This is a genomic window from Streptomyces sp. GSL17-111, assembly GCF_037911585.1.
GTDB lineage: Bacteria > Actinomycetota > Actinomycetes > Streptomycetales > Streptomycetaceae > Streptomyces.
In genome coordinates, this window is the sequence record NZ_JBAJNS010000001.1 from 3,116,270 (window position 1) to 3,130,010 (window position 13,741).

At 73.0% G+C, this 13,741-nt stretch carries 13 protein-coding genes and 3 tRNA genes; 6 read left to right on the plus strand and 10 right to left on the minus strand.

The annotated features are described in order from the left end of the window. Window positions 1-41 precede the first annotated feature (41 nt). From V6D49_RS13865 to V6D49_RS13905, 9 genes are all read right to left on the minus strand, one after another. Window positions 42-698, minus strand: a complete 657-nt coding sequence (locus tag V6D49_RS13865; protein ID WP_340559941.1) for a hypothetical protein — start codon at window positions 696-698, stop codon at window positions 42-44. Window positions 699-880: 182 nt separating this feature from the next. Next, window positions 881-953 (minus strand) — tRNA-Gly (locus tag V6D49_RS13870). Window positions 954-1,067: 114 nt separating this feature from the next. Continuing rightward, the gene (locus V6D49_RS13875; protein WP_340559942.1) at window positions 1,068-1,676 is read right to left on the minus strand and encodes a response regulator transcription factor; all 609 of its coding nucleotides are present in this window, start codon (window positions 1,674-1,676) and stop codon (window positions 1,068-1,070) included. Then, window positions 1,673-2,926, minus strand: a complete 1,254-nt coding sequence (locus V6D49_RS13880) for a sensor histidine kinase (protein ID WP_340559944.1) — start codon at window positions 2,924-2,926, stop codon at window positions 1,673-1,675. Before V6D49_RS13880 ends, V6D49_RS13875 begins: the two co-directional genes overlap by 4 nt. Window positions 2,927-3,022: 96 nt before the next feature. Beyond that, on the minus strand, window positions 3,023-3,790 hold the full coding sequence (locus tag V6D49_RS13885; RefSeq protein ID WP_340559946.1) for an ABC transporter permease: 768 nt from the start codon (window positions 3,788-3,790) through the stop codon (window positions 3,023-3,025). Next, a complete protein-coding gene (locus V6D49_RS13890; RefSeq protein WP_340559947.1) occupies window positions 3,787-4,752 on the minus strand; it encodes an ABC transporter ATP-binding protein in 966 nt (321 codons plus the stop codon). The genes V6D49_RS13885 and V6D49_RS13890 overlap by 4 nt, the downstream gene beginning before the upstream one ends. A gap of 163 nt (window positions 4,753-4,915) precedes the next feature. Beyond that, a tRNA-Gly gene (locus V6D49_RS13895) sits at window positions 4,916-4,991 on the minus strand. A gap of 74 nt (window positions 4,992-5,065) precedes the next feature. Next, window positions 5,066-5,137 (minus strand) — tRNA-Gly (locus V6D49_RS13900). Window positions 5,138-5,349: 212 nt separating this feature from the next. Continuing rightward, on the minus strand, window positions 5,350-5,667 hold the full coding sequence (locus V6D49_RS13905) for a histone-like nucleoid-structuring protein Lsr2 (RefSeq protein ID WP_340559949.1): 318 nt from the start codon (window positions 5,665-5,667) through the stop codon (window positions 5,350-5,352). A gap of 373 nt (window positions 5,668-6,040) precedes the next feature. On the opposite strand from V6D49_RS13905, the gene purS reads away from it, so the two are divergent. The 3 genes from purS to purL are packed head-to-tail and all read left to right on the plus strand — an operon-like array spanning window position 6,041 to window position 9,236. Then, window positions 6,041-6,313 carry a phosphoribosylformylglycinamidine synthase subunit PurS gene (gene purS, locus V6D49_RS13910; RefSeq protein WP_340559950.1) on the plus strand — a complete coding sequence of 91 codons (273 nt, stop codon included), beginning with the start codon at window positions 6,041-6,043 and terminating at the stop codon, window positions 6,311-6,313. Beyond that, complete coding sequence (gene purQ / locus V6D49_RS13915) at window positions 6,310-6,987, plus strand: phosphoribosylformylglycinamidine synthase subunit PurQ (protein ID WP_340559951.1); 678 nt, start codon at window positions 6,310-6,312, stop codon at window positions 6,985-6,987. The genes purS and purQ overlap by 4 nt, the downstream gene beginning before the upstream one ends. Next, entirely contained in the window at window positions 6,987-9,236 is a 2,250-nt protein-coding gene (gene purL / locus V6D49_RS13920; protein ID WP_340559952.1) for a phosphoribosylformylglycinamidine synthase subunit PurL, read from the plus strand. Before purQ ends, purL begins: the two co-directional genes overlap by 1 nt. A gap of 132 nt (window positions 9,237-9,368) precedes the next feature. On the opposite strand, the gene V6D49_RS13925 is transcribed toward purL, so the two are convergent. Next, window positions 9,369-9,884 carry a PH domain-containing protein gene (locus V6D49_RS13925; protein ID WP_340559953.1) on the minus strand — a complete coding sequence of 172 codons (516 nt, stop codon included), beginning with the start codon at window positions 9,882-9,884 and terminating at the stop codon, window positions 9,369-9,371. 77 nt (window positions 9,885-9,961) lie between these two features. On the opposite strand from V6D49_RS13925, the gene V6D49_RS13930 reads away from it, so the two are divergent. The 3 genes from V6D49_RS13930 (at window position 9,962) to purM (ending at window position 13,654) form a co-directional block, all read left to right on the plus strand. Next, the gene (locus V6D49_RS13930) at window positions 9,962-10,768 is read left to right on the plus strand and encodes a sterol carrier family protein (RefSeq protein ID WP_340559955.1); all 807 of its coding nucleotides are present in this window, start codon (window positions 9,962-9,964) and stop codon (window positions 10,766-10,768) included. Between the two features lie 166 nt (window positions 10,769-10,934). Beyond that, window positions 10,935-12,500, plus strand: a complete 1,566-nt coding sequence (gene purF, locus V6D49_RS13935) for an amidophosphoribosyltransferase (protein ID WP_340559957.1) — start codon at window positions 10,935-10,937, stop codon at window positions 12,498-12,500. A 53-nt stretch (window positions 12,501-12,553) separates the two neighbouring features. Continuing rightward, window positions 12,554-13,654 carry a phosphoribosylformylglycinamidine cyclo-ligase gene (gene purM / locus V6D49_RS13940; RefSeq protein ID WP_340559959.1) on the plus strand — a complete coding sequence of 367 codons (1,101 nt, stop codon included), beginning with the start codon at window positions 12,554-12,556 and terminating at the stop codon, window positions 13,652-13,654. The last annotated feature ends 87 nt before the right edge of the window (window positions 13,655-13,741 follow it).

Here is a 13,741-nt window from a genome sequence, read left to right on the forward strand (position 1 = left end):
CCCGCCGGCCCGGTGACTCGCCGGCCCGGTGCCCCGGGGCGTCAGGAAAAGACGATCATCGACCCCTGCGCCAGACTGCGCGTCGTGGCGGCGTGCAGACCGAGCCACACGTGCCGCTCCCGGGCGAACGGCCCCTCCGCGAGCTCGGGCGGGGGAGCGGCGGCGGGCTCGCTCAGCTCCGTCGGCCCGGCGGGCGGCGGCGGGGCGGGCGGCGGGTTGTCCGGGTCGATCCCGAGCACGGGCGCCACGGCGTGCAGTTCCCGCAGCAGCCCGTGGCTGGACCCCAGCGGCCCGCCCGACTCCATCAGCTCGCCGCCCGTCAGCGGCGCCGCGAAGTCCAGCGGGACGTACGCGCCCGCGTGGTCGTAGTGCCACACGAGGTGCGACTGTTTGGCGGTCGCCTCGAACATCTCCAGCAGCTGCTCGTAGTCGCTGCCCAGTGAGTCCACCGGCGTCACCTGGAGGCCGTGCAGGTGCAGCAGGTAGGCACGGCGCAGGAAGTGCAGGGCGTCGTAGTCGAACCCGGCCACGGGCGCGACGTCCCCGGACAGGCCGGGCATGTAGCCGTGCACGGGCACCGGGGGCAGGCCCGCCTGGTGCAGGGCCTTGTCGTAGGCGGCGATCTCCTCGGCCAACGGGTTGTCGGGACTGTGGCACAGCACGTCGACGAGCGGAACCAGCCAGAGATCACAGGCCAACTTGACTCCCGGAGCGGCGGACGGCGTCGTCCGGCCAGCGTAGTGCGCCCGGCGATCACCGCGAAGGCTCCGGCCCAGGTGCGGCCGGATTTCCGCTCCGGCCGCCCCGGGACGCGGGGGGAGCGGGCGGGGTGCCGACACGACGCAGGGCCCCGGCGATGCCGGGGCCCTGCACCCTGCGGAGCGGACGACGAGGCTCGAACTCGCGACCTCAACCTTGGCAAGGTTGCGCTCTACCAACTGAGCTACGTCCGCACTGCGCCCTGCGGCGCGCAGCCGAGTATATGCCACACCCGCGCCGGCACCCACCGTGTCCCGCACGGCCGCCCCCGCCCCGCCGGACGTCCGCCCCGCCGGACGTCCGCCGTCTCACACCCAGCCGCGCTCCCGGGCCGCGCGCACCGCCGCGTGCCGGTTCTCCGCCCCCAGCTTGGCCGCCGCCGAGGAGAGGTAGTTGCGGACGGTGCCCTGGGCCAGGGCCGCGCGCCGGGCGATGTCGGCGATCGGAGCACCGTCGGCGGCCAGCTCCAGCAGCTCCGCCTCGCGGGCGGTCAGCGGGGAGTCGCCGGAACTGATGGCGTCGGCGGCCAGTTCCGGGTCCACGTACCGGTCGCCGCCGTGCACGCTGCGGATGATCTCCGCGAGCCGCTGCGCCGACACCGTCTTGGGCAGGAAGCCGCGCACGCCCGCCGCGAGCGCCCGCTTGAGATGCCCCGGCCGACCGTGCCCGGTGACGATCATCGTCGTGCAGCCGGGCAGGTCCGTGCGCAGGGCCTCGGCGACGGCGACGCCGTCCGTCCCCGGCATCTGGAGGTCGAGGACCGCCACGTCCGGCGCGTGCGCGCGGGCCATGGCCAGGGCCTCGGGGCCCGACGCCGCCTCGGCCACGACCGTCAGGTCGTCCTCCAGGGCGAGCAGCGCGGCCAACGCGCCACGGATGAGGTGCTCGTCGTCGGCGAGCAGGACCCGGATCGTCATCGGCACCCTTCGTCGTCCCACGCCGTGTCGTGCGTGGGGAGCTCGGCGGTGAGCCGGAACCGCCCGTCGGCGACGGACCCGGCGGTCAGCGTCCCGTGCAGCGGGCCCAGCCGTTCGCGCAGCCCCGGCAGGCCCGTGCCGACGCCCGTCGTCCGCGCCTGCGGCCGGTGCCGCACCCCGTCGTTCTCCATGGTCAGCACCGTGCGGCCGGTCCCGGCCCGCAGCGTGATGGTGCACTGCGCGGCGTCCGCGTGCCGCAGGACGTTCGTCGTTCCCTCCCGGACGACCCAGGCCAGCGCCGACTGCACCGGCTGCGGCAGCCGGGCCTCCCGGCCGGTGTCGATACGGCAGCTGATCCCGGCGGCCTCCAGCACCCCGCGCGCCCCCGCCAGTTCGGCGTCGAGCCCGGCCTCGCGGTAGCCGCGCACGACGTCCCGCATCTCCCGCTGCGACTCCCGCGCGATGCGCTGCACCTCGGCCATCTGCTCCACCGCCGCGGCCGACCCGCGCTGCGCCAGCTGCGCGGCCAGCTCGCTCTTGAGCGCGATGACGGACAGGTTGCGCCCGAGCACGTCGTGCAGGTCCCGTCCGAAGCGCAGGCGCTCCTCCGCGACCGCGAGCCGCGCCTGCGTCTCGCGGGCGGCGTCCAGTTCCAGCACCGCGCCCAGCAGCCAGGCCGAGAAGCGCCCGGTGAACGCCATGGCACCGGTCAGCAGCAGGGTGAAGACCGCCGCCGCGACGAGCCCACGGAGCGCGCCCGTGACCGCCAGCGCCAGGCCGGCCGCCAGCGCCGTCGCCCCGCACACCAGCCACAGGACCTGCCGGGCCCGGCGCAGGTTGATGACGAGCGGTGTCGCCGCGAACGCCAGGAGGCCGCCGCACAGCGTCATCGCCACCCCGAAGTCCGGTTGCCGACCGATGCCGTGCAGCACCATCGACGCCGTCCCCACGAGCACGGCCAGCACGCCCTGGGTGGCGAGGAGCCCGGTGGGACGGTCGCGGCGGCCGAGCGCCCAGTCCAGCGCGCGGGACGTGGCCACCGCGCCGAGGACCGCGTGGACGACGACCGTGCCCGCCAGCACGCCCTTCGCCCACAGGACGGAGGCCGCGAGCACGGCCGTCGGCGCGAAGCCGAACGCCTCGCAGACGAAGAAGAAGTGGAACGTCCAGCGGGTGTACAGCTCGATCCGGGCCGGATCGCTGCGCCGGTCCCACCAGGCCGTCAGCACCCTCGGCGACACCGTGCCCATCCGCCTCTTCCCGTTCTCATCGCCCGCAACTGCCCGCATCGCCGGCATCGTCTCGCGTCCCCTGCGACCGCCCGCGACCGTCGGCCCCGGCGCCGCTCAGCGGCGCGGCTCCCAGCGGAACCACCGCCGTACAGCAAACACCGCCAGCGCGCACCAGACCACCGACAGGCCGAGGGCCCGCAGCACGTCCACGCCGTCGCCCTCCCCGAGCCAGCCGTGCCGGACCAGCTCCATGACCGGGCTGAGCGGCAGCAGCCGGGCGACCGCCGCGAGGCCGTCGGGCAGCATCTCCAGCGGCACCATCAGCCCCGAGCCGATGAGGGAGAGCATCATCAGCGGCAGGACGGTCAGCTGCGCGCTCTCCGTGCTCTTGGTGAACGCCGAGGTCGCGGCGGCCAGTGCCGTCATCATGACCACGCCCACCAGCAGTCCGGCGAGCAGCACGTCCACCCGCGCCGGTGCCCGCACGTCCAGCGCCAGCACCCCGGCGACGACGAGTACCGCGCACTGCGTGAGGCCGATCGCGACCGAGGGCAGCGCCGTGCCCCCGAGGATCTCCGCGCCTGAGGGCTCCCCGGTGCGCAGCCGCTTCAGCGTCAACTCCTGGCGGCGGGCCACGAACGAGGCGACGAGGTTGGAGTAGACGACGAGGACGAGGACGATGCCCAGCCCGGCCGACAGGACGAGCCCGCCGACGCTGAACCCCGTGGCGTCCAGCGCCTCCTCCGTCACCGACATGCGCGTGAAGAGGACGAAGAGCAGCGGCATCAGCATCGCCGTGAAGAGCGCCGTGCGGTTGCGCAGCAGTAGGGTCATCTCGGCCCGGCCCAGCGCCCGCATCCGTGTCATGACCACCGTGTTCATGCCGCCACCTCCGCGTGCTCGTGCCCGCCCGGTGCGTCGGCCCCCGGGCCACCGCGGGCGATCTCCAGAAACGCCTCCTCCAACGTCGCCGACCTGGCGTCGAGTCCTTCCAGCGTCAGCTCCTCGCGGCGGGCCCACAGCAGGAGTTCGGTCAGCGCCTCCTGCAGCCGGTCGGTGCGCACCTCGACGCGGCGTCCGTCGACGGCGGCCGGCACCGACAGGGGCAGCCGCGCGGGCAGCACGCCCTCCGGCAGGTCGAAGCGGATGCGGGACGGCCGCGCCGCCGTGACCTCGGCGGGGGTGCCCGCGACGACGATGCGTCCCTCGCGCATGATCGCCAGCCGGTCGGCCAGCTCCTCGGCCTCCTCCAGGTAGTGCGTCGTCAGCACCACCGTCGTGCCCCGGGCACGCAGTTCGCGCACCAGTCGCCAGGTGTCCTGGCGTCCCTCCGGGTCCATCCCCGTCGTGGGTTCGTCCAGGAACAGCACCTCGGGGTGGCCGAGCAGGGCCAGGGCCAGGTCCAGGCGCCGCCGCTCGCCGCCGGACAGCTGCTTGATCCGCACCTTCTCGCGCCGCCCGAGGCCGACCAGGTCCAGGGTCTCGCCGATGTCGCGGGGGTCGGTGGTGATGCCCGCCCACATGCGGGCGGTCTCGCGGACGCTCAGGTCGGCGGGGAAGCCGCCCTCCTGGAGCATGATGCCGATGCGCGGACGGACCGCCCGTCGCTCGCCGTACGGATCGTGGCCGAGCACCCGGACGGTGCCGCGGCTCGGTCGCTCCAGCCCCTCCAGCAGTTCGACGGTGGACGTCTTGCCCGCGCCGTTCGTGCCGAGCAGCGCGAAGAGTTCGCCGCGCGCCACGGTGAAGTCCAGTCCGCGGACGGCGTCGAAACCGCCCTCACCCTTCGGGCCGTAGCGCCGCCACAGCCCGCTCACCTCGATCGCTTGTTCCTGATGCCGCATACCCGAAGCCTCTCCTGCGGCGGGGGCGGCGAGCAGTGCGGGCTGTCATCGGGCGGGATGACAAATGTCAGCCCGCCCGCGCCCACCGGGGGAGGGGAGGGCTTGAGAGGGAAACGAGAAGATGCGGAAGGCCCCGACCTCTGGGAGGGCGGGGCCTTCTCGATGGAGCGGACGACGAGGCTCGAACTCGCGACCTCAACCTTGGCAAGGTTGCGCTCTACCAACTGAGCTACGTCCGCACGCTTCCACCCGGCTCTCACCGAGTGGCGCAACAGATACTCTACCCGATCGCGAGGACCGGTTGAGTACGCGGAGCGGGTGACAGGGATTGCACACTGCGCCTCCCTCTTGGAAAGAGGGCGCTCTACTACTGAGCTACACCCGCGTGACCTGCGATGTCGGACCGTTTCCGGCCCGCCCTCGCGGCGTGTTCCAGACTCTAGCCGATCACCCGGGGGCGGATGCAAGTCGGCGCCGGGCGGAGCGGTGGGCGGCGTTCCGCCCAGGGTCGGCAAGAGGGCCTCCGTCGCACCCGGTTGCCGGAGGGGGGCCGGCGCCCGCCGGGGCGGGCGCTTCCCCGGGCCGCCGCGTGGAGGCTCAACTCGCGGAGCTGAACGCCTCGTAGACCTTCTTCGGGATCCTGCCGCGGGCCGGGACGTCGTACCCGTTGGACTGCGCCCAGGCGCGGACCGTCTGCGGGTCGGGGGCGAGTGCCGTGTGCCGAAACGTCTTCCCCGTCCGTGCCCGCTTCCGGCCGGCCCGCACATAGGGGGCCAGCGCACCACGCAGCTTTTTGGCGTTTGCCGTGCTGAGATCGATCTCGTACGTCTTCCCGTCGAGTCCGAACGTGACGGTCTCGACGGCTTCCCCGCCTTCCAGATCGTCGGAGAGTGTGACCACAACGCGCTGTGCCACGGATATCGGTCCTTTCGGGAGGATCCCTGCCTCAGTGGGTCGGCAAACCCAATCTGACGTGCGGCGACGCGGGGGATCACGGGCGAGCGGACGCCGCGTATTCCTTTCTACAGCGGCCATCATTGCATGGTGAAGCCCGCGTAATTTCCTCCGCGTGTCATGCCGCTATCGGACCCTACGTTTTTCCCGTCGTTTCGTGCAGGGTTTCTGGCCCCCGAGATGTGAACGTGATAAATGACGGATGATATCTACCCGCGTAGAATTTCTCGCCCGGTACGCTGAAGCTGCGGTCGCGCAGGAACCGAGGGGCTCACCCAGGCCCCCGGCGGGACGCGGCACCGGGCAGCCAAGATCAACACCACCAGGAGTACCTGTGGCTCGCGTCGTAGTCGACGTCATGCTCAAGCCGGAGATCCTCGACCCCCAGGGTCAGGCCGTGCAGCGCGCGCTGCCGCGGCTGGGTTTCGAGGGCATCAAGGACGTCCGTCAGGGGAAGCGTTTCGAGCTGGACGTGGAGGGGCCGGTGGACGACGCCGCGCTCGCCCGCGTCCGCGAGATGGCCGAGACGTTCCTGGCCAACACCGTCATCGAGGACTTCACCGTCCGCGTCGAGGCTGCCGGGGCCCAGGAAGGAGCCCCGGCATGACCACGCGGATCGGAGTCGTGACGTTCCCCGGCTCCCTCGACGACGCCGACGCGCTGCGCGCCGTCCGCATCGCGGGTGGCGAGCCCGTCAAGCTGTGGCACCGGGACACCGACCTGCGGCAGGTCGACGCGGTCGTCCTGCCGGGCGGCTTCTCCTACGGCGACTACCTGCGCTGCGGCGCCATCGCCCGCTTCTCGCCCGTCATGGGGACGGTCATCGAGCAGGCCCGGGCCGGAATGCCCGTCCTCGGCATCTGCAACGGCTTCCAGGTGCTCTGCGAGTCGCACCTGCTGCCCGGCGCCCTCACCCGCAACGACCACCTGCACTTCGTCTGTCGCGACCAGCGGCTCACCGTCGAGAACGCCGACACCGCCTGGACCCGTGACTACCGCGCGGGCCAGGAGATCACCGTCCCGCTGAAGAACGGTGAGGGCGGTTACGTCGCCGACGAGCGCACGCTGGACGAGCTGGAGGCCGAGGGCCGCGTCGTCGTCCGCTACCTGGACGGCAACCCCAACGGCTCCCGCCGCGACATCGCCGGGATCACCAACGCCGCCGGCAACGTCGTCGGCCTCATGCCGCACCCCGAGCACGCCGTCGAGACCCTCACCGGGCCGACGACCGAGGGGCTGCCCTTCTTCACCTCCGTACTCAAGCAGCTGGTGAACGCCTGATGACCCTCGACACCGTCAAGCACGCGGCCGGAACCCCGGACGCCCCCCAGCCCTGGGCCGAGCTGGGGCTGAAGGAGAACGAGTACGAGCAGATCCGCGAGATCCTCGGCCGCCGCCCCACCGGCGCCGAGCTCGCCATGTACTCGGTGATGTGGTCCGAGCACTGCTCGTACAAGAGCAGCAAGGTCCACCTGAAGCAGTTCGGCGAGAAGGCGCCCGCGTCCGAGGCCATGCTCGTCGGCATCGGCGAGCAGGCGGGCGTCGTCGACGTCGGCCAGGGCTACGCCGTCACCTTCAAGGTCGAGTCGCACAACCACCCGTCCTACGTCGAGCCCTACCAGGGCGCGGCCACCGGCATCGGCGGCATCGTGCGGGACATCATCGCCATGGGCGCCCGCCCGGTCGCGGTGATGGACCCGCTGCGCTTCGGCGCCGCCGACCACCCCGACACCCGCCGTGTGCTGCCCGGCGTCGTCGCGGGCATCGGCGGCTACGGCAACTGCCTGGGCCTGCCCAACATCGGCGGCGAGGTCGTCTTCGACGCCTGCTACCAGGGCAACCCGCTGGTGAACGCGCTGTGCGTCGGCGTGATGAAGCACGAGGACATCCACCTCGCCAAGGCCAGCGGCGTCGGCAACAAGGTCATCCTCTACGGCGCCCGCACCGGCGGCGACGGCATCGGCGGCGCGTCGATCCTCGCCTCCGAGACCTTCGACTCGACGAAGCCCTCGAAGCGGCCCGCCGTGCAGGTCGGCGACCCCTTCCAGGAGAAGCTGCTCATCGAGTGCACCCTCGAGGCGTTCGCCGAGGAGCTGGTCGTCGGCATCCAGGACCTCGGCGCGGCCGGGCTCTCCTGCGCCACCTCCGAGCTGGCCTCCAACGGCACCGGCGGCATGCGCGTCGAGCTGGACGACGTGCCGCTGCGCGACGCGACCCTCTCGCCCGAGGAGATCCTCATGAGCGAGTCGCAGGAGCGCATGTGCGCCGTCGTGGAGCCGTCGAAGGTGAACCGCTTCCTCGCCATCTGCGAGAAGTGGGACGTCACCGCGACCGTCATCGGCGAGGTCACCGACGGCGACCGGCTGGAGATCTTCTGGCACGGCGAGCAGATCGTCGACGTCCCGCCGCGCACCGTCGCGCACGACGGCCCGGTCTACGAGCGCCCGATGGCCCGCCCCGAGTGGCTCGACGCCCTCCAGGCGGACGCCGCCGAGGCGCTCGCCCGCCCGCAGGACGGCGACGCGCTGCGCGCGCAGGTCCTGCGCCTCGTCGGCTCACCGAACCAGGCCGACAAGTCGTGGATCACCGCGCAGTACGACAAGTACGTGCTCGGCAACACCGTCCTGGCACAGCCCGAGGACAGCGGCATGATCCGCGTCGACGAGGAGACCAACCTCGGCGTCGCCGTCTCCACCGACGGCAACGGCCGCTACGCCAAGCTCGACCCGTACGCGGGCGCCCAGCTGGCCCTCGCCGAGTCCTACCGCAACGTCGCCGCGACCGGCGCGAAGCCGCTCGCCGTCACCGACTGCCTGAACTTCCCCTCGCCGGAGGACCCGGCGGGCATGTGGCAGTTCGCCGAGGCCTGCCGGGGCCTGGCCGACGCCTGCCAGGTCCTCGGCACCCCCGTGACCGGCGGCAACGTCTCGCTCTACAACCAGACCGGTGACGTCGCCATCCACCCGACGCCGGTCGTCGGCGTCCTCGGCGTCATCGACGACGTCACCCGGCGCACCCCGATGGCGTTCGCCGAGGAGGGCCAGCTCCTCTACCTGCTGGGGGACACCCGCGAGGAGCTCGGCGGCTCGGCCTGGTCCCAGGTCGTCCACGACCACCTCGGCGGCCGGCCCCCGGCCGTCGACCTGGAGCGGGAGCGGCTGCTCGCGGAGATCCTGATCTCCGCCTCGCGGGACGGCATGATCGACGCCGCGCACGACCTGAGCGACGGCGGCCTCGTCCAGGCGGTCGTCGAGTCCTGCCTGCGCGGCGGCGCCGGGGCCCGGCTCGTCACGCCCGACGGGCTGGACCCGTTCGTGTTCCTGTTCTCCGAGTCGCAGGGCCGGGCCGTCGTCTCCGTGCCGCGCAGCGAGGAGCTGCGGTTCACGGACATGTGCGGCGCACGCGGCCTGCCCGCCACCCGGATCGGCGTGGTCGACGGCGACGCGGTCGAGCTCCAGGGCCAGTTCTCCCTGCCGCTGAGCGAGCTGCGCTCGGTGTGGGAGGCGACGATCCCCGGTCTGTTCGCCTGACGGCCGCCTGACCCCGACGGCACCGGCCCGACGGCACACGGCAGCGGGGCCCGGCGCGGGAGGAGACCCTCCCGCGCCGGGCCCCGTCAGCGTTCCGGGCGCGTCCCCGGGGCGGCGCGGCCCGGCGGCCGATCACCGCAGGACGCCGTCGCCCCGCTGCTCCTCGTCCACCTGCTGGTAGATCAGCGCCTTCAGACTCTCCGGGTCCGGCACGTGCCGCAGCGTCATCACGCCCTGCTCGGAGGCCGACTGGATGGTCAGCGTCCCGTACCCCAGCAGCCGCTGCCACAGGTGCGCCCGGAACGACACGTCGTTCACCCGCACCAGCGGGATGCTCCGGCCGCGCTTCGTCAGGAAGCCCGACCGCTTGTAGATCCGCTTCGTGGTGAGGATGTACACGGTGAACCGCCACCGCAGCAGTGGCACCAGGGCCCACCACAGCGACGCGACGGCCGCCGCCCCGAGCACGACGAGCGACGCGCCACCGCTCCACCCGGCGTCCTGCGGGACGGCCCACAGCAGCAGCCCCGCGCCGCACCAGATCAGGCAGAGCAGCACGAACTCGCTCACCGTCTCCATCCAGTGCTGGCGCGTCAGGTGCACCAGCTCCTCGTCGTCCGCGAGATACCGATCAGCGATGCCAGCCATGCCGGAATCCTGGCACACGCCACCCGTGCTGCCTACGGAGGCGAGGAGTGCGGGGGCCCGGCCGCTACGCTCCCCCCATGCCGCCAGCAGCCTCCCGCAAGCCCCGCGCCTACGATCCGCTCCGGGTCCGCAACGCGCTCGCCGCGCAGGCCGAGACGGTCCGCGCCGCCGCCCACCGCGTCAGCCGCGACCAGCTGACGCGGCCCACCGCGCTCCCCGGCTGGGACGTCCGGCACCTGCTGGTGCACCTCGCCGGCCAGATCGACGCCGTGCCGCGCCTGCTGGCCGAGCCGGCGCCGAAGGCCGACCGGGCGCAGGCCGGGCTGACGGCCTGGGTCACCTCCACCGCGGGGATCTCCGAGCTGCTGGACGCCCGCACCCGGGAGGACGCCGCCGGCGCCGGGGACCCGGCCGCCCTGATCGACGCGGCCACCGAGGAGCTGGAGCCGGTGCTGGAGATGGCCGTCCGCGACGACGTCCTGCTCCCGCACCGCTTCGGGGCCATGCGGGCGCTGGACTTCGCCGTCACCCGGCTCGTCGAGCTGATCGTCCACTCCGACGACCTGGCCCGCGCCCTCGCCGCCCCCGTCACGCTGGACCGCTACGCGCTCGCCGCCACCGTCCGGGTGCTCGCCGACGCCCTGGCGGCCGTGGCACCGGGCGGCGCCGTCGAGATGCGGGTGCCGCCCTTCGCGGTCGTGCAGTGCGCGGAGGGCCCGCGGCACACCCGGGGCACTCCGCCCAACGTCGTCGAGACGGACTCGCTGACCTGGGTGCGGCTGGCGACCGGCCGGCTGGCGTGGGACCGCGCGGTGAGCGCGCACGCGGTGACGGCGACGGGGGCCCGTGCCGACCTCTCCGCGCACCTGCCCGTGATGCGCTGACGGCCCGCCCCGACCCGGCCCGGGCCCGCCCCGGCCCCTGTGCTCGTGCGAATCGCTGACGCCGCCGTGACGTCCGTCTCGTAGGAAAACCCTCCCGGCCTGGTCAGCGGCTGCGCGCCGGTTCCCCGGTTCGGCGTATCCGGCCGCCGCGTCTAGACTCGGCGGCGTGGCACGTGGTGATGGACGACTCAATCACGATCTTCTTCCCGGCGAGAAAGGTCCGCAGGACGCCTGCGGCGTCTTCGGCGTCTGGGCCCCCGGTGAAGAGGTCGCCAAGCTCTCCTATTTCGGGCTGTACGCGCTGCAGCACCGAGGTCAGGAGTCCGCCGGCATCGCGGTGAGCAACGGCTCGCAGATCCTGGTCTTCAAGGACATGGGCCTGGTCTCCCAGGTGTTCGACGAGACGTCGCTGGGCTCGCTGCGCGGCCACATCGCCGTCGGCCACGCCCGCTACTCGACGACCGGCGCCTCGGTGTGGGAGAACGCGCAGCCCACCTTCCGCGCCACCGGCCACGGGTCGATCGCGCTCGGCCACAACGGCAACCTGGTGAACACCGCCGAGCTGGCCGAGATGGTCGCCGCGCTCGCCGACGGCCGCCGGAGCGGCCGGGCCAACCAGGTCGCGGCCACCAACGACACCGACCTCGTCACCGCGCTGCTGGCCGGGCAGACCGACGAGGACGGCAAGCCGCTCACCGTCGAGGAGGCGGCACCGCGCGTGCTGCCCCACGTCCAGGGCGCCTTCTCCTTCGTCTTCATGGACGAGCACACCCTCTACGCCGCCCGCGACCCGCAGGGCATCCGCCCGCTGGTGCTGGGCCGGCTGGAGCGCGGCTGGGTCGTCGCCAGCGAGACGGCCGCGCTGGACATCTGCGGCGCGTCGTTCATCCGCGAGATCGAGCCCGGTGAGCTGATCGCGGTCGACGAGGACGGTCTGCGCAGCAGCCGGTTCGCCGAGGCCAGGCCGAAGGGCTGCGTCTTCGAGTACGTCTACCTGGCCCGGCCCGACACCGACATCGCAGGCCGCAACGTCTACCTGTCGCGTGTCGAGATGGGTCGCCGGCTGGCCGCCGAGGCCCCGGCCGAGGCCGATCTCGTCATAGCGACCCCGGAGTCCGGCACCCCGGCCGCGATCGGCTACGCGGAGGCGAGCGGCATCCCGTTCGGCGCGGGCCTGGTGAAGAACTCCTACGTCGGACGCACGTTCATCCAGCCGTCGCAGACCATCCGGCAGCTCGGTATCCGGCTCAAGCTGAACCCGCTGAAGGAGGTCATCCGCGGCAAGCGGCTCGTCGTCGTCGACGACTCGATCGTGCGCGGCAACACCCAGCGGGCCCTGGTGCGGATGCTGCGCGAGGCGGGCGCCGCCGAGGTGCACGTCCGCATCTCGTCGCCGCCGATCAAGTGGCCGTGCTTCTTCGGCATCGACTTCGCCACCCGGGCCGAGCTGATCGCCAACGGGCTCACCGTCGACGAGATCGGCACCTCCCTCGGGGCCGACTCGCTCTCCTACATCTCCATCGACGGCATGATCGAGGCGACGAAGATCGCCAAGCCGAACCTCTGCCGCGCCTGCTTCGACGGCGAGTACCCCATGGACCTGCCGGACCCGGAGCTGCTGGGCAAGCACTTCCTGGAGTCCGACGCCGACACCACCGCGCGTCCCGACGCCGACGGCGTGCAGACCCTGTTGACCGGGCCCGGCGGCGCCGACGCGCTGCGCCGCCCCTGACGTCCGATCCGGCCGACCACCGCCGCACCACGGCGCCCCGCCACGGGAGAGACATGACTGACGCTGCTTCCCACGAACCCGTTTCCTACAAGACCGCGGGCGTGGACATCGAGGCCGGCGACCGCGCCGTCGACCTGATGAAGGAGTGGGTCCGCAAGGCCCAGCGTCCGGAGTCGCTCGGCGGCCTCGGCGGATTCGCCGGACTGTTCGACGCCTCGGCGCTGGGGCGCTACGAGCGTCCGCTGCTCGCCTCGGCCACGGACGGCGTCGGCACGAAGGTGGCCGTCGCCCAGCGGATGGGCGTGCACGACACCATCGGCCAGGACCTCGTCGCGATGGTCGTGGACGACATCGTGGTGTGCGGCGCGGAGCCGCTGTTCCTCACCGACTACATCTGCGTGGGCAAGGTCGTGCCCGAGCGGGTCTCGGCCATCGTCAAGGGCATCGCCGAGGGCTGCGTCCTGGCGGGCTGCGCCCTGGTCGGCGGCGAGACGGCCGAGCACCCCGGGCTGCTGGGCCCGGAGGAGTACGACGTCGCCGGTGCGGCCACCGGCGTCGTGGAGGCCGACCGGCTGCTGGGCGCCGAGCGCATCCGTCCGGGTGACGTCGTCATCGGCATGGCCTCCTCCGGACTTCACTCGAACGGGTACTCCCTGGTGCGGCACGTCTTCCTGGAGCGGGCCGGCTGGGCGCTCGACCGCGACGTGCCGGAGTTCGGCCGGACGCTGGGCGAGGAGCTGCTGGAGCCCACCCGCATCTACTCCCTGGACTGCCTCGCCCTCACCCGCACCACCGAGGTGCACGCCTTCGCGCACATCACCGGCGGCGGCCTGGCCGGGAACCTGGCCCGCGTCGTGCCGGACCACCTGCACGCGACGCTGGACCGCGCCACCTGGGCGCCGGGCCCGGTGTTCGACGCGGTGGGCCGGGTCGGCGGGGTCACCCGCGCGGAGCTGGAGAAGACGCTGAACATGGGCGTCGGCATGGTGGCCGTCGTGGCGCGCGAGGCCGCCGACGCGGCGCTCACCACGCTCGCCGACCGGGGTGTGGACGCCTGGGTGGCGGGGGAGATCACCGACCGTGACCCGGACGCCGGTTCGACGGGTGACGCGGCGGCCGCCGCCGTCACCCTCACCGGTGACTACGCCGTCTGACCCGCCTGGCCGACCCGCCTGGCCTGCCTGACCGGTCAGACGCCGTACCCACCGCGCTCTCCTGCGCGCCCCGACCGCTCCGGCGGA

Excerpts from the sequence above, each read along its gene's own strand:
- V6D49_RS13875 (WP_340559942.1), bottom strand. The coding sequence starts at position 1,676 with ATGACGATCCGGGTCCTGCTCGCCGACGACGAGCACCTCATCCGTGGC.
- V6D49_RS13880 (WP_340559944.1), bottom strand. The coding sequence starts at position 2,926 with ATGGGCACGGTGTCGCCGAGGGTGCTGACGGCCTGGTGGGACCGGCGC.
- V6D49_RS13885 (WP_340559946.1), bottom strand. The coding sequence starts at position 3,790 with ATGAACACGGTGGTCATGACACGGATGCGGGCGCTGGGCCGGGCCGAG.
- V6D49_RS13890 (WP_340559947.1), bottom strand. The coding sequence starts at position 4,752 with ATGCGGCATCAGGAACAAGCGATCGAGGTGAGCGGGCTGTGGCGGCGC.
- purQ (WP_340559951.1), top strand. The coding sequence starts at position 6,310 with ATGACCACGCGGATCGGAGTCGTGACGTTCCCCGGCTCCCTCGACGAC.
- purL (WP_340559952.1), top strand. The coding sequence starts at position 6,987 with ATGACCCTCGACACCGTCAAGCACGCGGCCGGAACCCCGGACGCCCCC.
- V6D49_RS13925 (WP_340559953.1), bottom strand. The coding sequence starts at position 9,884 with ATGGCTGGCATCGCTGATCGGTATCTCGCGGACGACGAGGAGCTGGTG.
- V6D49_RS13930 (WP_340559955.1), top strand. The coding sequence starts at position 9,962 with ATGCCGCCAGCAGCCTCCCGCAAGCCCCGCGCCTACGATCCGCTCCGG.
- purM (WP_340559959.1), top strand. The coding sequence starts at position 12,554 with ATGACTGACGCTGCTTCCCACGAACCCGTTTCCTACAAGACCGCGGGC.